We start from the raw sequence: 19719 nt of genomic DNA, 5'->3' as shown, positions 1-19719 counted from the left end.
TGGAACCCTCAATCGGCGCGAAGTCAGTGCTCTCGTTGGCGTCTGTCCATACAACCGCGACAGCGGCAGGATGCAGGGCAAGCGACGAATCTTCGGTGGGCGAGCGTGTGTACGCGCAGTGCTGTACATGGCAACTTTGGCTGCGATACGCTCGAACAGCGCGATAAAGAACACCTATGAGCGGCTTGTCGCAGTAGGCAAGATCAAGAAGGTCGCGATCGTCGCCTGCATGCGCAAGCTGCTCGTTACGATGAACGCCGTGCTACGAGACGCTCGGCCATGGGAGGCTGCTACCGTGACACGTTAGACGCGACACAGTTGCTGACCCCATGGTGGACACGAACTCGGCCGTAGCGGGTTACACCACCGCTGGCGCCGGCGTCTTGTCCTTGTACTCGCACAGGTCGACGATCATGCAGTTCCAGCACAGCGGCTTGCGGGCGATGCAGGTGTAGCGGCCGTGCAGGATCAGCCAGTGGTGGGCATCCTGCAGGAATTCCTTCGGCACGAACTTCAGCAGCTTCTGTTCGACGATGTCGACGTTCTTGCCCGGCGCGATGCCGGTGCGGTTCGAGACGCGGAAGATGTGCGTGTCGACGGCAATCGTCGGGTCGCCGAACGCCGTGTTCAGCACCACGTTGGCCGTCTTGCGGCCCACGCCGGGCAGAGCTTCCAGTGCTTCCCGGTCGTGCGGCACCTCGCCGCCGTGCTGGTCGATGAGGATCTGGCAGGTGGCCATCACGTTCTTCGCCTTGGTGCGGAACAGGCCGATGGTCTGGATGTACGTCATCAGCGTGTCGAGGCCCAGGTCGAGGATGGCCTGCGGCGTGTTCGCCACCGGGTACAGCTTGCGCGTGGCCTTGTTGACGCCCACGTCCGTCGCCTGCGCGGAGAGCAGCACGGCGATCAGCAGTTCGAATGGCGTCGTGTAGTCGAGTTCGGTGGTGGGATGGGGATTGGCTTCGCGCAGGCGGCGGAAGATTTCGTGGCGTTTGACGGCGTTCATGGTTCCGGTTTGTTCTGTTCCTCGGCAGCCGCCTTGGCCGCCTCGGCCTTCAGGCGCGCGCGCTCCATCGCGGCGGCGATGATCGCGCGCTTGCGTTCCTTCTCGGCCTGTTCGGCGGCGTTCTCCGGCGCGAGGTTGTCGACGGCGGCCATCTTCGCCTGTGCCTTGGCGGCCAGGCGCGCATCGTTCTCTTCCCGTTCCCGTTGGAGCCGCGCGGTGCGGAAATCGTGGCGGTCGCGGGCCGCATCGGCATCCGGCTGCGACCAGGCCTGCCAGCCAGTCGTCTCGGTGACGGGATACATGACGATGCAGTCCACCGGGCAGGGGTTCACGCACAGGTCGCAGCCGGTGCACAGCTCGGGAATGATCGTATGCATCTGCTTGGCCGCGCCCATGATCGCATCGACGGGGCAGGCCTGGATGCACAGCGTGCAGCCGATGCACAGCGCCTCGTCGATGTAGGCCACGGCGCGCGGGCGCTCCAGGCCGTTCACGGGATTGAGCGGAATGACGGGGTGGCCCGTGACGGCCGACAGCCGCACGATGCCCTCGGCGCCACCCGGCGGACACTGGTTGATGCGCGCCTCGCCCGCCGCGATCGCCTCCGCATACGGACGGCAGCCCGCGTAGCCGCACTTGGTGCATTGCGTCTGCGGCAAGGCGTCTTCGACGCGGTCGGCTAGGGTCTTCGGTTCGGTCACGGGATCAGGGCGGAGCACGGCAAACCGTCATTATCCTTCATTCGCTGCGCCGCGCGCCAGCCAGCCTGTCGCGCTGCCGGGCTCGTGTCCCGGTGCCAGGCACCAGGACATTGGCGCGCGCCCAAAAAAAAGCCGCCCCGAAGGGCGGCAGGCTTGCGAGGAGCCGGGTCAGGCGTGCTGCTGGATGAAGGCGGTGGTCTTCGGGCTATGCCTATCCTGCGCTCAGGCGTGCTGCTGGATGAAGGCGGTGATCTTCGGGCTATGCCTATCCTGCGCTCAGGCGTGCTGCTGGATGAAGGCGGTGATCTTCGGGCAGACGAGCTCGCGCCAGCGGCGGCCGGAGAAGATGCCGTAGTGGCCGGCTTGCGGCACCACGTAGTCTTCCTGCATGTCGGCCGGGATGCCCGTGCACAGCTCGTGCGCCGCCTGGGTCTGGCCGGCGCCGGAGATGTCGTCCAGCTCGCCTTCGATCGTCAGCAGCGCGACGTTCGTGATGTCCTGCGGCCGCACCAGCTGGCCGCCCACTTCCCACGTGCCCTTCGGCAGGCGGTGTTCCTGGAACACGGTCTTGATCGTGTCCAGGTAGTACTCGGCCGGCATGTCCAGCACGGCGTTGTACTCGTCGTAGAACTTGCGGTGGCTTTCCGCCGGCTCGTCGTCGCCGCGCACCAGGTGCATGTAGAACTCGCGGTGCGACTGGGCGTGGCGGCCCGGGTTCATGGCGATGAAGCCGGCATGCTGCAGGAAGCCGGGATAGACCTTGCGGCCGAAGCCCGGGTAGTTCGGCGGCACCGGATAGATGACGGTGTTCTCGAACCACGAGAACGGCTTCTCGACGGCCAGGTTGTTGACGGCCGTCGGCGATTTGGTCGGGTCGATCGGGCCGCCCATCATCGTCATCGATTTCGGCAGCTTGGCATCCTTGTTGGTGGCCATCAGCGCGATCGCGGCCAGCACCGGCACGGTCGGCTGGCAGACGGAGATCACGTGCACATCCGGGCCCAGGTGGCGGATGAAGTCCTGCACGTAGTAGATGTAGTCGTCCAGGTGGAACGCGCCTTCGGACAGCGGCACCATGCGCGCATCGGTCCAGTCGGTGATGTAGACGTCGTGTTCCGGCAGCAGGCCGCGCACGGTGTCGCGCAGCAGCGTGGCGTGGTGGCCGGACAGGGGCGCGACCAGCAGCACTACCGGCTGGGCCAGCGCATCGCGCTCGTTGTCGCTCAGGTCCTTGCGGAAGTGGATCAGGTTGCAGAACGCCTTGTTGACGGCCACGTGCTCGATGATCGACACGGGCTTGCCCTTGACCGTCACATTGTCGATGCCGAAGGCCGGCTTTTCGTAATCCTTGCCCAAGCGGTACAGCAATTCGTAGCCGGCGGCGATGCGCTGCGAGAACGGCGTGTGCGCGAAGGGCGACACCGGGTTGCTGAACAGTTTCGAGGACGCCTCGGCCCACTGCATCAGCGGGTTGAGGAAGGTGCGCTGCATCTCGTGAAGTTGGTAAAGCATAGGTGTTCCCGGTCGTGGAGCGCTGCTTTTTGATAACAAAAGATTACATGCAGCGCGGAATCATAAGGCCATTATAGGCCGATTGTTCTTGACGTAAAGCATTTTCCAGGGTGCTACGGGAAAGCCGCAGCGGTGTCACTTTAGCCCGACAATACGGAGAAAATGCCCGTGGTTCAAAGATAATAGTGATGCGAAAACAAAAAAAGCAGCGTTTCCGCTGCTTTCTTGTAGGACGGGTCCGAACACCAAGTCGGACCGCTCATCGGAACATGTCCGCTCAGTCGAACACCGGCGATTCCACGCCCAGCACCTTGTGCAGTTTCGGCGACGTGGTGGTGTACTGCATGTGGATCTTCTTGTCCGGGAAGATATAAGGCGCGGCACCGAAGGCGGCCAGCGCGGCTTCGTGGAAGCCCGACAGGATCAGCTTCTTCTTGCCCGGATAGGTGTTGATGTCGCCGACCGCGAAGATGCCCGGCACGTTCGTCTCGAACTTTTCCGTGTTGACCACTTTGAGCTGCTTGCGCTCGATGTCCAGGCCCCATTCGGCGATCGGGCCCAGCTTCGGCGACAGGCCGTAGAACACCAGCAGCATGTCCAGCGGCACGCGGCGCGTCACGCCGTCGGCACCGGTCACGCGCAGTTCGGACAGCTGGCCGTCCTTTTCCTCGATGCCGGACACCTGGCCGATGATCAGCTGCATCTCGTAGTCTTCGCACAGCTGCTTCATCTTCGCCACGGAGGCGGGCGCGGCGCGGAAGTCCTCGCGGCGGTGCAGCAGCACCACGGACTCGGCCTTGCCGACGAAGTTCAGGGCCCAGTCCAGCGCGGAGTCGCCGCCGCCGCAGATGACCAGGTTCTTGCCGTCGAACTGGGCCGGGTTCTTCACGCGGTAGAACACCTGCGAGCCGTCGAACTTGTCCAGGCCGTCGACCTTCATCGTGCGCGGCTGGAACGAACCCACGCCGGCGGCGATGAAGATGGTCTTGGTGATGAACTTCGTGCCCAGCGTCGTTTCGACGTCGAAACGGCCGTCTTCGCGCTTCTGCACCAGGGTCACTTCCTGGCCCAGGTGGAAGGTGGCGCCGAACGGCTCGATCTGCTTGAGCAGGCCGTCCGTCAGTTCCTGGCCCGTGCAGGAAGGGATCGCGGGAATATCGTAGATCGGCTTGTCCGGGTACAGTTCCACGCACTGGCCGCCCACGGCGTTCAGCGAGTCGATGACGTGGGCCTTGATTTCCAGCAGGCCCAGTTCGAAGACCTGGAACAGGCCGACCGGGCCGGCGCCGATGATGACGGCATCCGTTTCATGGAAGCCACCGGGGGTGGTGCTGACGATATTCATGACGATGTTTATCCTGTAGTTTCAATACGGCGCGAGCACCGGTCTGCGCTGGCAGGCCACGCGCGGTGCGCGGTGTACCGGTGAATGCGCAGTGATGGTGACCCGGCGCGGGAAGGGCGGTGCTGCCTTCAGCGTACCAGCAGGTTCAGTTTTTCCTTGACGTCCTTGAACTGCTCGGCTTCCGGCAGGGCGGCTTTGGTCTTCGTGATCGAAGGCCAGTTGCGCGACAGGTCCGCGTTGAGCTTGATGTATTGCTGCTGGTCCGAAGGGATGTCTTCTTCGGCATAGATGGCGTTGACCGGGCATTCCGCCACGCAGACGGCGCAGTCGATGCACTCGTCGGGATCGATGGCCAGGAAATTCGGGCCTTCGCGGAAGCAATCTACCGGGCAAACATCGACGCAGTCCGTATACCGGCAGGCGATGCAAGATTCGGTGACAACGTGGGTCATAGCAGTCCTATCAATGTGGGTGCGAAGCTGTATAACACAGTTCCAACTTCAGCAAAGCACTGTATTTTAGGGCAATTTCTCCAATCTCACAATTCAGGTTTAGACACAATGTATATAAGCAAATGCGATATGCAAATGCTTTAAAGTAAATGCAAGCGGCCCGCACCATGCGCCGGAGACGCGCGGTGCGGGCCGTTTTGCAGCGAGGGCGGGTCAGGCCGCGAGGATGCGATCGAGCAGGCCGCGCCAGCGGGCGGCAGCGGGACTGCCGTCGTCGGCAAAGCGCACGCTGTGGCGCCGGCCACCATCTTCGACGGTGATGTTCCAGTGCGGGATGTCCGCGCCGATCTTGCCCGCATCGTCATCCACCCCGTCCACGGCGGCCGCGAAGAACGGGCTGGCCGCCAGCGCCGCCTCCAGCGCGGCACCGGCGGGACTGGCCGCCGTGTCCACCTCGTGGGAGCGGGTGATGCCGGCAAAGCCGCCACCGTTGGTGGCGGTGATCTTCATGCCTGCTCCTGGCGCTGGCGGTTCTCCAGCGGCGCCTGGGCCGGGGCGACGTGCTCCTGGCGGCCCGCATAGCCCTTGCACCAGGCGGCCAATGCCTGGCGCTCCGCCTCCAGCACCCCTTCCAGGTCGAAGTACTGGGCGTTGTTCAGCGTGCCGCAGCAGGCGCGGCGGTCCTGCATCGCATCCGGCGGGTCGACCACGTCCGGCGCCAGCTCGGCATGGGATGGCACGTTGTCCGTCAGCGAGTCCGCCAGCACCACCTCGCGCAGGCTGAAGCGGTTGCGGATGAAGTTGCGGTAGTCGACCGGCTTGCCGTCCGCCTCCGACAGCCGCAGCATCTGGTTCGCCACGTCCGCATATTTCGCGGCTGTGTCGGGGGCCGCCACCAGGGCGCGCAGCGTCAGGCTGCACAGGTAGCCGCCCACGCGGTGCAGCACGGCGGCATCGTCCTCCAGGCCCGGCGAGCGTTCGTAGGCGAAGATGTCCGCCAGGATGTCGTAGATGGCGCCCGTGAAGACCTGCGAGATGGCGTGCACCTCGTTGCCCGCTTCGGAGAGCTTCAGGTCGTTGTCCGCATTGCGCAGGCCGTTCGGGCGGCCCAGCGCCAGGCCGAATTCCTCCGCCATGTCGGCCAGGAAGGTCTTGTCGTGCAGGTCCGCCTTGGTTTGCGCGATCACCGCTTCCACCTGGTCCATCTGCGTGAGCGCCAGGAAGATCGCCGTCAGGTCGCCGAACGATTCGTGCAGGCCGCCCGTCTGCGGCGGCGCCGAGGACAGGATCCAGCGGGGTTTCAGGCCGTCCAGCACGGCATGGCCCGTTTCATGCGCCACGATGTCGAACGAGCGGCAGGTGAACATGCGGTCGCTGGCGCCGCTGGGGATGAAGTCGCCGAACTTGAGCGCGCGGTCGGTGCGGCTGTAATAGGCGTTCATCACGTTCGGCAGGCCGTGCGGGAAGACCTGCAGCGCATCGGTGTTCGTGCCGCTGTTCCAGGCCCACGGCAGGGGCGCGGCATTCTCGCCGCTGGCCAGCACGCGCTGGTACATCGTCAGCGTCTGGCGCACCACGGTGAAGGTGTGCACGGCATCGAACTGGTCGGTGTTGGGCGACAGGATGAAGTCGCCGAAGGTGTTCGGGCTGACGGGGGCGATGCCGGGCTGGCCGAACGTGATGCGGGCATCGCGCGGGCCTTCCAGGATCACGCCGGGCAGGAAGACCTTGCGCGTGCCCAGTTCGCTGACGGACGGATCCTGCTTCCACATCAGCACGCGCGAGCCGGCGGAGGCAGCCGGCACGGGCTGCGGCAGGCCGGGCACGGATTTGAGCCGCGGATGGCCGGGCTGGCGCGTGAGTTCGGCGGCCTTGCGGTGCATGCGGTAGGGGGCGGACGGCGTCGGCACATAACCGACCGGCAGCTCGGCGCACCGCGTCAGCACCGCTTCCATCGGAACGATGACTTTCTGGTCCATGTGAATTCTCCTTCGGTTCGCCGGTCAGGGGCGAGGTTGGCTACGCGGCGGTGCACAGGAAAGTGGTCTCGGAATTTTCCGCGCCAGACTTCCATGGTCGTTCCGGCAGCGACTCCCACATTTGATCCCGCACAAACTTCAAGCTTGCGATGACGCGTTCTGTTGCTGACTTACAATGCAGGCTTTCCCGAACTGGAGTAGGCCATGGCCGCTGGGCCCATCGAGATCGCCGGCGCGGTGCTGTTCGCGATCGCCATCCTGCATACCTTCGCGGCAGCGGCCTGCGAACGGCTGGCGCGGCGCTTCCCGGCCCATGCCGGCATCTGGCACCTGCTGGGCGAGGTGGAGGTGGTGTTCGGCTTCTGGGCGCTGGTGCTGGTAGCGTTCATCGCCGTGGCCGCGGGGCCGGATGCGGCGATCGCCTACCTGGACGGCCGCAACTTCACCGAGCCGCTGTTCGTCTTCGTCGTCATGGTGATCGCCGCCACGCGGCCGATCCTAAATGCGACCAGGTCGGTATTGGGCGTGCTGGCGCGGTGGCTGCCGCTGCCGGGCAGCATGGCGATGTACTTCGTGGTGCTGGCCGTGGTGCCGCTGCTCGGCTCCTTCATCACCGAGCCGGCCGCGATGACGCTGGCGGCGCTGATCCTGGGCGAGCGCCTGTTTGCCGCCGGCCCGTCTGCTGCCGGCCTGTCCGTGCGCCTGAAGTACGCCACGCTGGGCGTGCTGTTCGTGAACGTGTCGATCGGCGGCACGCTCACGCCGTATGCGGCGCCGCCCGTGCTGATGGTGGCCGCCGCGTGGGACTGGGACCTGCCGTTCATGCTCGCGAATATCGGCTGGAAGGCGGCGCTGGCGGTGCTCGTGAACGCGGCCGGCGTCACGCTGCTGTTCGCGAAGGAACTGGCGGCGCAGCGGCCGGTCGAGTCTGGCGAGCCGGCGCGCATGCCGTTCGCGCTGGTCCTCGTGCACTTCGCCTTCCTGGCCGGTGTGGTGCTCAGCGCCCACCACTCCGCCGTGTTCCTGGGCCTGTTCCTGTTCTTCCTCGGCGTGACCCATGCCTACGCACGCTTCAACGACCGCCTGATCCTGCGCGAAGGCCTCCTGGTCGGCTTCTTCCTGGCCGGCCTGGTGGTGCTGGGCGGCCAGCAGGCCTGGTGGCTGCAGCCGCTGCTGCTGGCGATGAGCAGCGATGCCGTGTTCTACGGCGCCACGGCGCTGACGGCCGTCACGGACAATGCCGCGCTCACTTATCTGGGGTCATTGGTGACGGGACTGTCGGACGAATTCAAGTATGCGCTGGTGACGGGTGCCGTGGCCGGCGGCGGCCTGACGGTGATCGCCAACGCGCCGAACCCGGCCGGCATGGCGATCCTGAAGGGCCACTTCGACGGCGGCGCCGTGTCGGCGGGCGGCCTGCTGCTGGCGGCGCTGGCACCGACGGCCGTGGCGGTGGCGGCTTTCCGCCTGCTGTAGCTGTGGCATGATGGCGCCTTTGCCAGCCCGATAGCGAACGCATGATAGAAATCATCCAGTCCCACGACCTGACGCCCGACGCGGCGCACGCAGCGGCCCGCCAGGTGGCCGACAAGCTGGCGCGCGAACTGGGGCTGACGTGCCGCTGGCAGGGCGATGTGCTGCGGTTCTCGAAGAGCGGCGTGGACGGCACGCTGACCCTGGCGGCAGCCGAGGCGCGCATGCAGATCAGGCTGGGATTTCTGTACGGAGCGTTCGCATCGACCATCCGGGCGAAGGTGGCGGAGAAGATGCGGAAGGTGTTCGTGCCGGAAGCGGACACGCATTGAGCAGGCCGGCGGGGCGCCGGCCCGGCGGGCGCTGGATCAGCCCTTCAGTTCGTCGATCAGGTCGATGTACTGCTGCTGCGCGTCGTCCTGCGAGGTGCCCTGCAGCTTCGCCCACGCATCGTACTTGGCGCGGTTGACGAAGTCCGTCATGCCCGGGCGCTCGCCGGTCGCGTCGCCGGCCGACGCCTGCTTGTACAGCGCGTAGATCTTCAGCAGCGTCATGTTGTCCGGACGTTCCGGCAGGTTCTTCGAATCGGCGACCGCCTGGTCGAACTGTGCTTGCAGACTCATGTTTGTCCTCGTTGAATGGCTGGGTAGAAATGCTCAGCGCATCATACAAAAAGGACGAGCGTTCGCAGGCCGGAAACTGTAGAGGACTTGTTCCAAACCAGCACGAACCGGCTAAGGTAAAACGGCGGTTCGGGACCCGAGGCGACCGGGTCCTGAACCGCCGTTGCGGATCGGGCCGTGGATTACTTTTTCTTGGACGGGTTGACCGCTGCCTTCAGCGTGGCGCCAGCCGAGAATTTGGGCGTCTTGGTCGCGGCGATCTTGATCGCTTCGCCGGTTGCAGGATTGCGGCCTTTGCGAGCAGCGCGCTTGGCGACCGAGAAGGTGCCGAAGCCGGTGATGCCGACCGTGTCGCCTTTTTTCAGACGCTCGGTAACGATGGCAATCAGGGTGTTCACTGCGTCGTTGGCGGCGGCACCGGACATTTCCGTGCGTTTCGCAAATTCTGCAATCAGTTCGCCTTTTTTCATTCCTACCTCCTTGGTTAATGGAGGGCGCAGATTAGCACAATATTTGCCGAAAGTAATCCTTTCCAATTGAACGGAGCGACCAACAGACCCTTATGGTAGCTGGGCTGCCACGAAATGGCCCGGCGCGCGGCGGCGGCGGCCGCTGCCGGGCCGGCGGGCATGCGGGCAGCGGTGCACAATCCGGGCGGGGGCCCGGCGCTGCCCGGTGCTAATATGAATGCACCCCGGCAGGATTGCCGTGCCGGATGGGACGGCGACATCGCATCGACGGACCGGAATACGGCAGCGGATTCGCTGGACATTTCAAGGTAGCTGAACGGGCGGGCCTATCATGAGCTTTTCGGACGACACCCTGATGGCATATGCCGCTGGAGAACTGGATGCCGCCACGCGCCGCGCGGTAGAGGAAGCCTGCGCGCGCGACCTGTCGCTGGCACGGCGCGTGGCCCAGTACAAGATGCGGCGTGCCAATGCGTTCGGCGGCTTCGCGGCCGGCGACGATGGCCAGCACCGTGCGGCGCGCCAGGCAACCATCGTCAGCCTCGATGCCGTGCGGGCGCGGCGCGAAGCGTCGCAGCTGGCGGCGCGCAAGGCCGCCACGCGCGAACGCCGCTGGTCGTGGCCGGAATGGACGGCCCTGGCCGCCGTGCTGGCGATGGGCGTGCTGGCCGGGAAATTCGGCCTGGACTACCTGCAGGCGGACAGCCCGAAGGTGGACATGATCGCCAGCCACGACGGCACGCTGACGGCGCAGGGCCGCCTGGCCACGGCGCTGGAACAGCAGCCCGCCATGCCGTCGGGCGCCGCGGGTGCCGCCACCAGCGCGGCCGCCGCGGCAGCCGGCGCGGTGCGCATCGGCCTGTCGTTCGTGTCGACCGACGGCAGCTACTGCCGCAGCTTCGCCAGCGGCACCGGCACCATCGAGCTCGATGGCGTGGCGTGCAAGACGGGCCAGGAATGGCGCGTGCCGGTGCTGCTGCAGAATCCCTACCAGCTGGCGGCCGGCGCCGCCGGTGCCAGGGCCGGCGTCAAGGTCGATGCCAAGGCCGATGCCAGGCCGGCCAGCCTGGACATGCCGCCGCAGGTCAAGGAAGCGATCGAACGGCGCATCGCCGGCGATCCGCTCGACCCGAAAGGCGAGCAGGAGGCGATGCAGCGGGGCTGGCAGCGCTGAAGCCCGCGCCATCGGTCGAGGCGAAAAAAAGGCACGGTGCGCACCGTGCCTTTTTTTTCGCCTGCGCCGCGCTACTTCTTCGGCTTTTCTTCCTCATCGGAGCCCAGCGCCGCCTTGCCGACATAGACCACGCCCTTGCCTGCGGCGACGCCCACATCGACGGCGGTCGAGGCCACCGTCACGCCGGCGCCGACCACGGCCGCCCCCACTGCCACCACGGTGCAGCCGGACAGCGCCGGCAGCAGCATGGCAAGGAAGAGGAGGGCGGCCGGCTTCATCAGACGTCCAGCAGTTCGACGTCGAAGATCAGCGTGGCGTTCGGCGGGATCACGCCGCCGGCGCCGCGCGCGCCGTAGCCCAGGTCCGCCGGGATGATCAGCTGGCGCGTGCCGCCGACCTTCATGCCCTGCACGCCTTCGTCCCAGCCGCGGATGACCATGCCGGCGCCCAGCGCGAATTCGAAGGGGTCGTTGCGGTCCTTGCTCGAATCGAACTTCGCGCCCTTGCTGCCGTCGTCGTTGCGCAGCCAGCCGGTGTAGTGCACGGTCACGTTCTGGCCGGCCTTGGCCTCGGCGCCTTCGCCGGTCACGACGTCGTCGTACTGCAGGCCGGATGGGTTGGTGGTGATCGCCATGATGAATCCTTTGTCTGTGTTCGTTCGGGCTGACGATTGTAGTGCAAGCCGAAGCAAAGCACCAATCAGGCCCGCCCGGACGGGCTTTTGCGGGCCGCACATTATGGGTCTGCCAAGTTCGATAATGGGGCGATAACAGTGGCGATAACCCGGCTGATGCCAAGCCGATAATGACGTTCTGAAAAGCCGTTGTTTTTACGGCGTGCCCGGCTCTTAAATACCCCTTAAAGCCTGTCGGCCATCCCTGTGGCAGCGGCGTTTAACCGTAAAATACAGTCTTTGTTTCTCCTCTTGCGAGTGCCCATGTTCCGCAGTCTCCGCCGCGCCCTGCTTCTCTCCCTGTCCGCCGCCGGCCTGTTCGCCGCGGCGCATGCGAGCGCCAACGTCGTCGTCGTGCTCAATTCGCGCGATGCCACCGTCCAGCTGCTCGACCAGGCGACCTACAAAAGCCTGCAGACCTTCCCGGTCGGGAAGGAGCCGCACCACCTGATGGCCACGCCGGACAACAAGTCCCTCATCGTCGCCAGCTCGGTGGGCAACGAGCTCGTGTTTCTTGACCCGAAAACGGGCCAGGTGCAGCGCACGATCAAGGACATCCTCGACCCGTACCAGATCGGCTTCACGCCGGACCAGAAATGGTTCGTCGCCACGTCGCTGCGCCTGGACCGCGTGGACCTGTACCGCTACAACGGCAAGGACTTCGCGCTGGCCAAGCGCATCACGATGCCGAAGCTGCCGAGCCACATCGCGTTCGATGCGAAGGGCACCACCGCCTTCATCACGCAGCAGGGCAGCGACCAGGTGAGCGCCATCGACCTGGCCACGCAGACGATCAAGTGGACCATGCCGGTCGGTAAACTGCCGGCCGGGATCACCATGACGCCGGACGACAAGTACCTGCTGGTGGGGATCATGGGCAGCGATTACGTGGAAGTGATCGACTGGCGCACGCAGAAGACGGTCAAGCGCATCAAGGCCGGCGCCGGCACGCACAACTTCCGCGCCCAGGGCGACAACCGCTTCACGTACGTATCGAACCGCGTGAGCAACTCGATCAACATCATCGACCAGAAGACGCTGGAGAACGTTGGCCAGATCAACGTGCCGGGCGGCCCGGACTGCATGGAGATCACGCAGGACGGCAAGACGATGTGGGTCACGCTCCGCTGGATCAAGAAGGTGGCCGTGATCGACCTGGCCTCGCGCAAGGTCGTCAAGTACATCCCGGTGGGCCGCTCGCCGCACGGCGTGTACTTCGCCAACGCTTCCGCACGCATGTAAGGGTCAGCCGCAACAGTCATGCCGTCGATTCAGTCTTCGTTTCTCGCAGCCGCCGCGCTCCTTCCAGCGCTGGCGGCTGTTGTCATTCTGCCCGCCAGCGCGGCCGAACCTGCCGCCTGCCGCGGCACCATCTACCTGACGTTCGACACGGGCAGCCAGTCCCAGGCCGAACTGATCGCGGCGACCCTGGCGCGCCACCACATCCGCGCCACGTTCTTCCTCGCGAACGAGAAGACCACGCGGGGCGACTGGTCGCTCGACCCTTCCTGGGCGCCGTTCTGGAAGGCGCGCGCGGCGGAGGGCCATGCCTTCGGTTCGCATACTTTCGATCACGTCTACTACGTGAAGGATGGCGCCGGCGAGAAGATCGTCGTCAAGCCGCAGTTCGGTGCCGGGGGCGGCAAGCTTGCCAGCTGGACGCCGGCGCAGTTCTGCGACGAGATCCGCCGCGTCGACCAGCGCTTCGTGGAACTGACAGGCCGGCATCTCGATCCGATCTGGCGCGCGCCGGGCGGGCGCACGTCGCCGCGCACCCTGGCCGCGGCCACCAGCTGCGGCTACGCGCACGTGGGCTGGAGCCCGGCCGGCTTTTCCGGCGACGAGCTGTCGTCCAGTGCCTATCCGAACGCCGCGCTGCTGAAGAAATCGCTGGCGGGCCTGAAGGATGGCGACATCTTCGTGGCGCACATGGGCATCTGGTCGCGCAAGGATCCGTGGGCGCCGGCCAACCTGGAACCGCTGATCGTCGGGCTGGAACGGCAGGGCTTCTGCTTCGCCACGCTGCGTGAACACCCGTCCTATAGTTTGAAGTTGAAAAAGCCATGATCCAGACACTGATCCAGACCCTGATCGACTGGTTCGCCCAGGTGCAGGGCTGGCTGTTCCAGGCCGTGATCGAACCGGCCATGTACTACGCCGGCCTGGGCGACGTGATCGAGGATGCCTTCGAGGGCACCGAATGGTTCCTGATCGGCGTCTGCGAGATCGCCCTGATCTTCCTCGTGCTGCGGCCGCTGGAGGCGGCGCTGCCGGTGCACGCATTCAGCAACCGGCGGGCGCGCTGGAACGATTTCATCTACACCTTCCTGCACCGCCTCGGCCTGTTCCCGGTCCTCGTGTTCTTCACGCTCGACCCGATGATGGACCACGTGGCGGGCTGGCTGCGGCTGGAGAACGTGCGCCCGTTCAACCTGGAGAACCTGACCAACGGCATGCATCCGCTGGCCAGCTTCGCGATCTATTTCGTGGTGCTGGACTTCTTCGACTACTGGTACCACCGCGCCCAGCACGGCATCGGCTGGTGGTGGGGCCTGCACAGCCTGCACCACAGCCAGCAGGACATGAACCTGTGGAGCGACGACCGCAACCACCTGCTGGACGACCTGCTGCGCGACTTCTACCTGGCGCTGATCGCGCTGGCGATCGGCGTGCCGCCGGGGCAGTACGTGCTGCTGGTGTCGTTCTCGCGCATCCTGCAAAGCCTGCAGCACGCGAACGTGCGCATCCACTTCGGGCGGATCGGCGAGCGCCTGCTGGTGTCGCCGCGCTATCACCGCATGCACCACGCGGTGGGCGTGGGCCACGAATCGAAGGGGCAGGGCACGCTGGGCGGCTGTAACTTCGCCGTGATCCTGCCGGTGTGGGACATCCTGTTCCGCACGGCGAACTTCACGCCCGCATTTGCCCGTACCGGCGTGCGCGACCAGATGGTGCGCCTGCGCGCGGACGGCAGCCCGGCGCCGGTGCGCGACTATGGCCGCGGCTTCTGGCGCCAGCAGTGGCTGGGCCTGAAGCGCATGGTGGAATTCGCCCGGCCCCGCAGGTCGCGCTGAGGTTCGTCGCCACGCCGGCATCGGCGATAATGGCGCCTCGTTGATACCGATTCATGAGGAGGGCCGCCGATGCGCGGAGTGATGAATGCCTACGGCCGTGCGATGCTGTCCCAGCTGCACGGCAAGATCCTGCTGCTGTCGGCGATCCCGTTCGTGCTGTCTCTGGTCGTCTGGGGCCTGGTGCTGTGGTTTGCCGCGCAGCCGCTGCTGGACTGGCTGCAGGGCTGGTTCTTCGAGCTGGAGCTGTTCAACTACACCACGCCGTGGCTGGAGAAGATCGGCCTGACGGTGCTGAAATCGGTGCTGCCGCCGCTGCTGGCGATGCTGCTGCTGTTGCCGCTGATGATCCTGACCTCCCTCATCTTCATCAACCTGGCGGCGATGCCCGTGATCGTCAACCACGTGGGCTCGCGCCACTATCCGCACCTCGTGAAGAAGCAGGGCGGCAGCATGTTCAAGGGCCTGGTCAAGGCGCTGTCGCTGTTCCTGCTGTTCATCGTGATCTGGTTCTGCATGCTGCCGCTGTATATCGTGCCGCCGCTGGCCATCGTCGCTTCCGCGCTGCTGTGGGGCTGGCTGACCTCGCGCGTGATGAGCTACGACGCGCTGTCCGACCATGCCAGCGCCGAGGAAATCGCCCTCCTGCAGCACGAGAAGCGCTGGCAGCTGCTGGCGATCGGCGTGATGTCCGGCGCCGCGGGTTCGCTGCCGTCCATCGTGTGGATCGGCGGCGCCGTGCTGGCCGTGGCGCTGTTCCCGTTCCTGGTGGCCGCCTCCGTCTGGCTGTACGTGCTCATTTTCATCTTCACCGGCTTGTGGTTTGAGTATTATTGTCTCGAGGCGCTGTCGCAGCTGCGCGCCCGTACCGAAGCCGCCGCCGTCAACCCCATCACCACTGTCGAGAGCACCCAGCCATGACCACCACGATCGGCCTCATCATCATCGGCGACGAAATCCTGTCCGGCAAACGGGTCGACGCGCACCTGCCGAAAGTCGTGCAGCTGCTTGCCGCGCGCGGCCTGCAACTGGGCTGGGCCGAATATATCGGCGACGATCCGGCCCGCATCACGGCCACGCTGCGCCGCACGTTCGCCAGCGGCGACATCGTGTTCTCCACTGGCGGCATCGGCGCCACGCCGGACGACCACACGCGCCAGGCCGCGGCCGCCGCGCTGGGCCGCCCGCTGGTGCTGCATGCGCAGGGCGCGGAGAACATCCGGCAGCGCGTGCTGCAGGTGGCGCGCGAGGCGGGCCAGGAAGTGGACCTGAACGCGCCGGACAACCTGCAGCGGCTGAAGATGGCGGAGTTTGCCGATGGGGCGGAGCTGATCCCGAACCCGTACAACAACGTGGCCGGCTTCGCGCTGGGCAGCCATTACTTCGTGCCGGGCTTTCCCGTGATGGCCTGGCCGATGATCGAATGGGTGCTCGATACGCACTACGCGCACCTGTTCAACCGCGAGGCACGCGCGGAACGGGCGGTGCTGGTGTACGAAATGGCCGAATCCCTTCTCACGCCGCTGATGGTGGCGATCGAGGCGAAGTGGCCGGCCGTGAAGGTGTTCAGCCTGCCCTCGGTGGGCGATGCCACCACGCGCCGGCACATCGAGCTCGGTGTGAAGGGCGAGCCTGCCGCCGTGCAGGCCGCGTTCGATCACCTGCGCGAAGGCCTCGACCTGCTGGGCGCGGAATACCAGGCGCACTTGTAACGCCGTCATTGCGAGCCTGCTATCGGTGCGCTGACGTGCACGTTGCCTGTCGGTCAGGGACGTTGTATTTTTGCGAAAATTCCCCGCCGGGGCGAAAAATTCGCCCCCTTGACCGGTGCGGATGGGCGTGATGTGGTGCAATGGCAATAAGCCGTGCGCACTGCAGCCGGTGTTTTCGCGCACGCTGTCGATGATTCGTGCAATGCCAGTGCAAAGCCGCGGTGCGAACCGCGATGCATGCAGTAACCGTAAGTAGAACCTATGTCTTCCCAATACGACCAAGAAACGCCGCGCCTCGACGACGAGCAGACCGCGACCCCGCCGCCCTCCGAGCCGAAAAGCAAGCGTTCCCGCAACGCGTTCATCGTGTTGATGCTGGTGCTGCTGTCGCTGCTGGTCTGGTGGCTGCTGCATGAATTCCGCACCTCCACGATGCAGGCGAAGTACTTCACCGGTGTCGTCAAGCAGCTCAGCTACAAGGTCGAGGCGGGCCCCAGCAAGTCGATCCGCTACCCGCACGACAGCCCGTACGACGAGCGCCTGGGCTACGCCAACATCCCCGACTACCTGGGCAAGCTGAGCCAGCGCGATTACCAGGTGACGGCGCAGTCGCGCTTCTCGCCGAAGATGGTGCAGCTGGCCGACATGGGCATCTTCACCACGTTCCGCGAAAAGACCCGCACGGGCCTGACGATCTACGACTGCCGCGCGCAGCCGCTGTTCACGGCCAGCTACCCGGAGCGCATCTATCCCGGCTTCGAGCAGGCGCCCGCGGCGCTGGTCCACAGCCTGCTGTTCATCGAGAACCGCGAGCTGCTGGACAACACCTACCCGCAACGCAATCCGGCCGTGGAATGGGACCGCCTGTCGAAAGCCATCCTGGAAAAATCCGCCAGCGCCGTGGGCCTGGGCGGGCACCGCGCCGCCGGCGGCAGCACGCTGGCCACGCAGATCGAGAAGTACCGCCACTCGCCGGAAGGCCGCACCGGCTCGATGAAGGACAAGCTCAAGCAGATGGTCTCGGCCACGCTGCGCGCCTACCAGCAGGGCCCCGAAACGCTGGGCGTGCGCCGCCAGATCGTGGTCGACTACCTGAACACGGTGCCGCTCTCCGCGAAACCGGGCTACGGCGAAGTGAACGGCATCGGCGACGGCATGTGGGTCTGGTACGGCCGCGACTTCAACGAGGTCAACGGCCTGCTGGCCGGCCGCATGGACAAGCCGGGCAGCGCGCTGGCGTTCAAGGAAGCGCTGTCGCTGCTGATCGCGCAGCGCCGCCCCAGCTACTACCTGGGCGCCGGCGACGAGGACCTGGAAGTGCTGGCCAACAGCCACCTGCGGCTGCTGGCGCAGGCCGGCATCATCACGCCGGCGCTGCGCGACGCGGCGCTGAAGGAGAAACTTCATCCGGCGCAGGGCAACGGCCTGCAGGCCGCGCCGCCCCTGAACTACGTCACGAAGAAGGCGTCGAACGCCGTGCGCGTGCACCTGGCCAACCTGCTGGGCGACAACCGCATGTACAACCTCGATCGCCTCGACCTGTCGGTGGTCAGCACGCTCGATGCCGATGCGCAGAAGGCCGTCACGGCGCGCCTGCGCGACCTGCGCGACCACGAGACGGCGGAAGCGGCGGGCCTGACGGGCAAGGGCATGCTGGGCAACGGCGACCCGGCCAACGTGGTGTACAGCTTCACGCTGCTGGAGCGGGGCGACAAGGTCAACTACCTGCGCGTGCAGACGGATAACTACGACCAGCCGCTGGACATCAACGAGGGCGCCAAGCTGGACCTGGGTTCCACGGCCAAGCTGCGCACGCTGGTCACCTACATGGACATCGTCGACCAGCTTTACAAGAAGTACGGGGCGATGAGCGCGGACGAACTGGGCAAGGTTGCTTTCGATCCGAAGGACCGGCTGACGGCCTGGGGGATCGAATGGCTGTCGATCACGCCGCGCGACAAGCGCGACCTGACGGCGATGCTGAACGCGGCGATGGAGCGCAAGTATTCCGGCAATCCGGGCGAGGGCTTCTTCACGGGCGGCGGCCTGCATTACTTCGGCAACTTCTCGAAGGAAGACAATGCGCGCATCCTCACCGTGCGCGAAGGCCTGCGCCGCTCGACCAACCTGCTGTTCGTGCGCCTGATGCGCGACGTGGTGAAGTACTACAGCTTCCAGATGCCGGGATCGTCCGCGAGCCTGCTGGCCGATGCGGACGACCCGCGCCGCGCCGAATACCTGGCCCGCTTCGCGGACAAGGAAGGCAAGGAGTTCCTGTACCGCTTCTACGCCAAGTACAAGGGCAAGCCGAAGTCGGAGCTGGACAAGATCCTCGTCGACAGCATCCGCCCCACGCCGCTGCGCCTGGCGAACATCCACCGCACGCTGTTCCCGAACGCCTCGATCGGCGAGTTCGCGATGTTCGTCAACGGTAACCTGCTGTCGTCGCAGAGCGAAGTGCCGCAGGAGCGCCTGGAAAAGATGTACGACCAGTACGCGATGGACAAGTGGAACCTGGCCGACCGCGGCTATCTCGCCAATGTGCACCCGCTGGAACTGTGGCTGGTGGCCTACCTGCGCCAGAACGAAGGCGCGACGCTCACGCAGGTGGTGAAGGCGTCCGACAAGGAACGCCAGGAGGTCTACCAGTGGCTGTTCAAGACGCACCGCAAGCACACGCAGGACAAGCGCATCGCGGGCCTGCTGGAGATGGAAGCGTTCATGGAAATCCACCGCCAGTGGAAGAAGATGGGCTATCCGTTCGACTCGCTGGTGCCGTCGTATGCGACGACGCTGGGCGCCTCGGCGGACCGTCCTGCCGCGCTGGCCGAGATGATGGGCATCATCGTCAACGGCGGCGTGCGCAAGCCCACGCAGCGCATCGAGTCGCTGCACTTCGCCGCCGGCACGCCGTATGACACGAAAGTGGCGCGCGCGGACAAGGTGGCGGCGGAACGCGTGATCGCGCCGGAAGTGGCGCGCGTGGTGGCCAACGAGATCCAGGGCGTGGTGTCGGACGGTACCGCCAAGCGCGCCAAGACCGCATTCACGGCGGCCGATGGCAGCAATATCGCCGTCGCCGGCAAGACCGGCACGGGCGACCAGCGCTTCGACGTGTATGCCGCCGGCGGCCGCCTGATCGAATCGCGCTACGTGAACCGCTCGGCCACGTTCGTGTTCAATATCGGCGAACGCTTCTTCGGCAGCATGACGGCCTATGTGCACGGGCCTGAATCGAAGAACTACGATTTCACGAGCGCGCTGCCGGTGCAGCTGCTCGTCACGCTGGCACCCACGCTGATGCCTCTCATCGAACCGGACCAGAAGGCGCTGCCGCCCGGCTCCTCGGTCGCCGCCGCGGCCGCCGCGCTCGGCGCACCCGTCAAGGCCTGCGGCGGGTAAGCAGAGTACATCGGGGACAGGCCGCTGCGGCGTACCGACCAATTATTTGGCAACACGCGTGTTGCCAAATAATTGGTGCCTGTCCCCATTCTCGTCTGGCATCATAGCCAGCCATGAAACCCGTCC

Annotated in this window: 21 protein-coding genes; 10 read left to right on the top strand and 11 right to left on the bottom strand. The window is 65.7% G+C overall.

The window, feature by feature from the left end:
• Nucleotides 1-307, top strand: a 307-nt coding sequence (locus IP91_RS14760; protein WP_145649806.1) for a transposase, incomplete at its 5' end; no start/stop codon positions are given.
• Between the two features lie 51 nt (nucleotides 308-358).
• Here the strand turns inward: IP91_RS14760 and nth are convergent.
• The 7 genes from nth to IP91_RS14725 all read right to left on the bottom strand — a co-directional run bounded on the left by nth (nucleotide 359) and on the right by IP91_RS14725 (nucleotide 6995).
• Entirely contained in the window at nucleotides 359-1006 is a 648-nt protein-coding gene (nth, locus tag IP91_RS14755) for an endonuclease III (RefSeq protein ID WP_145649805.1), read from the bottom strand.
• The gene (rsxB, locus tag IP91_RS14750; protein ID WP_371860621.1) at nucleotides 1003-1725 is read right to left on the bottom strand and encodes an electron transport complex subunit RsxB; all 723 of its coding nucleotides are present in this window, start codon (nucleotides 1723-1725) and stop codon (nucleotides 1003-1005) included. The genes nth and rsxB overlap by 4 nt, the downstream gene beginning before the upstream one ends.
• Nucleotides 1726-1983: 258 nt before the next feature.
• Nucleotides 1984-3219: a polyhydroxyalkanoate depolymerase gene (locus IP91_RS14745; protein WP_145649804.1), complete on the bottom strand. Its 1236-nt coding sequence runs from the start codon at nucleotides 3217-3219 to the stop codon at nucleotides 1984-1986.
• Between the two features lie 277 nt (nucleotides 3220-3496).
• Nucleotides 3497-4564 (bottom strand): NAD(P)/FAD-dependent oxidoreductase, encoded by a 1068-nt coding sequence (locus IP91_RS14740; protein ID WP_145649803.1) that lies wholly within the window; start codon nucleotides 4562-4564, stop codon nucleotides 3497-3499.
• A 128-nt stretch (nucleotides 4565-4692) separates the two neighbouring features.
• Nucleotides 4693-5016 carry a ferredoxin FdxA gene (fdxA, locus tag IP91_RS14735; RefSeq protein WP_145649802.1) on the bottom strand — a complete coding sequence of 108 codons (324 nt, stop codon included), beginning with the start codon at nucleotides 5014-5016 and terminating at the stop codon, nucleotides 4693-4695.
• Between the two features lie 213 nt (nucleotides 5017-5229).
• Entirely contained in the window at nucleotides 5230-5526 is a 297-nt protein-coding gene (locus IP91_RS14730; RefSeq protein WP_145649801.1) for a protealysin inhibitor emfourin, read from the bottom strand.
• Complete coding sequence (locus IP91_RS14725; RefSeq protein WP_229474439.1) at nucleotides 5523-6995, bottom strand: gluzincin family metallopeptidase; 1473 nt, start codon at nucleotides 6993-6995, stop codon at nucleotides 5523-5525. Before IP91_RS14725 ends, IP91_RS14730 begins: the two co-directional genes overlap by 4 nt.
• A 204-nt stretch (nucleotides 6996-7199) precedes the next feature.
• Here IP91_RS14725 and IP91_RS14720 point away from each other — a divergent pair, with 204 nt between their 5' ends.
• Together IP91_RS14720 and IP91_RS14715 are read left to right on the top strand one after the other, a co-directional pair.
• Nucleotides 7200-8471, top strand: a complete 1272-nt coding sequence (locus IP91_RS14720) for a putative Na+/H+ antiporter (RefSeq protein WP_145649800.1) — start codon at nucleotides 7200-7202, stop codon at nucleotides 8469-8471.
• A 41-nt stretch (nucleotides 8472-8512) separates the two neighbouring features.
• On the top strand, nucleotides 8513-8800 hold the full coding sequence (locus IP91_RS14715; RefSeq protein ID WP_145649799.1) for a polyhydroxyalkanoic acid system family protein: 288 nt from the start codon (nucleotides 8513-8515) through the stop codon (nucleotides 8798-8800).
• Nucleotides 8801-8836: 36 nt separating this feature from the next.
• Here IP91_RS14715 and IP91_RS14710 read toward each other — a convergent pair whose 3' ends face one another.
• Both IP91_RS14710 and IP91_RS14705 read right to left on the bottom strand, forming a co-directional pair.
• The gene (locus tag IP91_RS14710; RefSeq protein WP_145649798.1) at nucleotides 8837-9091 is read right to left on the bottom strand and encodes an acyl-CoA-binding protein; all 255 of its coding nucleotides are present in this window, start codon (nucleotides 9089-9091) and stop codon (nucleotides 8837-8839) included.
• 182 nt (nucleotides 9092-9273) lie between these two features.
• Nucleotides 9274-9561: an HU family DNA-binding protein gene (locus IP91_RS14705; RefSeq protein ID WP_145649797.1), complete on the bottom strand. Its 288-nt coding sequence runs from the start codon at nucleotides 9559-9561 to the stop codon at nucleotides 9274-9276.
• 331 nt (nucleotides 9562-9892) lie between these two features.
• Between IP91_RS14705 and IP91_RS14700 the strand changes: the two genes are divergently transcribed.
• Nucleotides 9893-10735 (top strand): anti-sigma factor, encoded by an 843-nt coding sequence (locus tag IP91_RS14700; protein WP_145649796.1) that lies wholly within the window; start codon nucleotides 9893-9895, stop codon nucleotides 10733-10735.
• Between the two features lie 71 nt (nucleotides 10736-10806).
• Here IP91_RS14700 and IP91_RS14695 read toward each other — a convergent pair whose 3' ends face one another.
• Nucleotides 10807-11013 carry a hypothetical protein gene (locus tag IP91_RS14695; RefSeq protein WP_145649795.1) on the bottom strand — a complete coding sequence of 69 codons (207 nt, stop codon included), beginning with the start codon at nucleotides 11011-11013 and terminating at the stop codon, nucleotides 10807-10809.
• On the bottom strand, nucleotides 11013-11369 hold the full coding sequence (locus IP91_RS14690; protein ID WP_145649794.1) for an FKBP-type peptidyl-prolyl cis-trans isomerase: 357 nt from the start codon (nucleotides 11367-11369) through the stop codon (nucleotides 11013-11015). The genes IP91_RS14695 and IP91_RS14690 overlap by 1 nt, the downstream gene beginning before the upstream one ends.
• A 303-nt stretch (nucleotides 11370-11672) precedes the next feature.
• Between IP91_RS14690 and IP91_RS14685 the strand changes: the two genes are divergently transcribed.
• The 6 genes from IP91_RS14685 (at nucleotide 11673) to IP91_RS14660 (ending at nucleotide 19593) form a co-directional block, all read left to right on the top strand.
• Nucleotides 11673-12650 (top strand): YVTN family beta-propeller repeat protein, encoded by a 978-nt coding sequence (locus IP91_RS14685; RefSeq protein ID WP_145649793.1) that lies wholly within the window; start codon nucleotides 11673-11675, stop codon nucleotides 12648-12650.
• Between the two features lie 18 nt (nucleotides 12651-12668).
• Nucleotides 12669-13475 (top strand): polysaccharide deacetylase family protein, encoded by an 807-nt coding sequence (locus tag IP91_RS14680; protein ID WP_145649792.1) that lies wholly within the window; start codon nucleotides 12669-12671, stop codon nucleotides 13473-13475.
• Nucleotides 13472-14482, top strand: a complete 1011-nt coding sequence (locus IP91_RS14675; protein ID WP_145649791.1) for a sterol desaturase family protein — start codon at nucleotides 13472-13474, stop codon at nucleotides 14480-14482. The genes IP91_RS14680 and IP91_RS14675 overlap by 4 nt, the downstream gene beginning before the upstream one ends.
• A gap of 69 nt (nucleotides 14483-14551) precedes the next feature.
• The gene (locus IP91_RS14670) at nucleotides 14552-15400 is read left to right on the top strand and encodes an EI24 domain-containing protein (RefSeq protein ID WP_145649790.1); all 849 of its coding nucleotides are present in this window, start codon (nucleotides 14552-14554) and stop codon (nucleotides 15398-15400) included.
• Nucleotides 15397-16191, top strand: coding sequence for a competence/damage-inducible protein A (locus IP91_RS14665; protein WP_145649789.1), 795 nt, complete (start codon nucleotides 15397-15399; stop codon nucleotides 16189-16191). Before IP91_RS14670 ends, IP91_RS14665 begins: the two co-directional genes overlap by 4 nt.
• 261 nt (nucleotides 16192-16452) lie before the next feature.
• Nucleotides 16453-19593 (top strand): transglycosylase domain-containing protein, encoded by a 3141-nt coding sequence (locus IP91_RS14660; protein WP_145649788.1) that lies wholly within the window; start codon nucleotides 16453-16455, stop codon nucleotides 19591-19593.
• Nucleotides 19594-19719 lie beyond the last annotated feature (126 nt).

The organism is Pseudoduganella lurida (assembly GCF_007830455.1).
GTDB lineage: Bacteria > Pseudomonadota > Gammaproteobacteria > Burkholderiales > Burkholderiaceae_D > Rugamonas > Rugamonas lurida.
Note: the sequence above shows the minus strand (reverse complement) of the source record. Positions and strands in the feature narration are given on the sequence as shown.

Bases quoted from the DNA above. Each gene is read 5' to 3' on its own strand.
- IP91_RS14720 (WP_145649800.1), top strand. From the start codon at position 7,200: ATGGCCGCTGGGCCCATCGAGATCGCCGGCGCGGTGCTGTTCGCGATC.
- IP91_RS14685 (WP_145649793.1), top strand. From the start codon at position 11,673: ATGTTCCGCAGTCTCCGCCGCGCCCTGCTTCTCTCCCTGTCCGCCGCC.
- IP91_RS14745 (WP_145649804.1), bottom strand. From the start codon at position 3,219: ATGCTTTACCAACTTCACGAGATGCAGCGCACCTTCCTCAACCCGCTG.
- IP91_RS14705 (WP_145649797.1), bottom strand. From the start codon at position 9,561: ATGAAAAAAGGCGAACTGATTGCAGAATTTGCGAAACGCACGGAAATG.
- IP91_RS14715 (WP_145649799.1), top strand. From the start codon at position 8,513: ATGATAGAAATCATCCAGTCCCACGACCTGACGCCCGACGCGGCGCAC.
- IP91_RS14675 (WP_145649791.1), top strand. From the start codon at position 13,472: ATGATCCAGACACTGATCCAGACCCTGATCGACTGGTTCGCCCAGGTG.
- IP91_RS14660 (WP_145649788.1), top strand. From the start codon at position 16,453: ATGTCTTCCCAATACGACCAAGAAACGCCGCGCCTCGACGACGAGCAG.
- IP91_RS14700 (WP_145649796.1), top strand. From the start codon at position 9,893: ATGAGCTTTTCGGACGACACCCTGATGGCATATGCCGCTGGAGAACTG.
- fdxA (WP_145649802.1), bottom strand. From the start codon at position 5,016: ATGACCCACGTTGTCACCGAATCTTGCATCGCCTGCCGGTATACGGAC.
- IP91_RS14695 (WP_145649795.1), bottom strand. From the start codon at position 11,013: ATGAAGCCGGCCGCCCTCCTCTTCCTTGCCATGCTGCTGCCGGCGCTG.
- IP91_RS14665 (WP_145649789.1), top strand. From the start codon at position 15,397: ATGACCACCACGATCGGCCTCATCATCATCGGCGACGAAATCCTGTCC.
- IP91_RS14725 (WP_229474439.1), bottom strand. From the start codon at position 6,995: ATGGACCAGAAAGTCATCGTTCCGATGGAAGCGGTGCTGACGCGGTGC.
- IP91_RS14710 (WP_145649798.1), bottom strand. From the start codon at position 9,091: ATGAGTCTGCAAGCACAGTTCGACCAGGCGGTCGCCGATTCGAAGAAC.
- IP91_RS14690 (WP_145649794.1), bottom strand. From the start codon at position 11,369: ATGGCGATCACCACCAACCCATCCGGCCTGCAGTACGACGACGTCGTG.
- nth (WP_145649805.1), bottom strand. From the start codon at position 1,006: ATGAACGCCGTCAAACGCCACGAAATCTTCCGCCGCCTGCGCGAAGCC.
- IP91_RS14670 (WP_145649790.1), top strand. From the start codon at position 14,552: ATGCGCGGAGTGATGAATGCCTACGGCCGTGCGATGCTGTCCCAGCTG.
- IP91_RS14680 (WP_145649792.1), top strand. From the start codon at position 12,669: ATGCCGTCGATTCAGTCTTCGTTTCTCGCAGCCGCCGCGCTCCTTCCA.
- IP91_RS14730 (WP_145649801.1), bottom strand. From the start codon at position 5,526: ATGAAGATCACCGCCACCAACGGTGGCGGCTTTGCCGGCATCACCCGC.
- IP91_RS14740 (WP_145649803.1), bottom strand. From the start codon at position 4,564: ATGAATATCGTCAGCACCACCCCCGGTGGCTTCCATGAAACGGATGCC.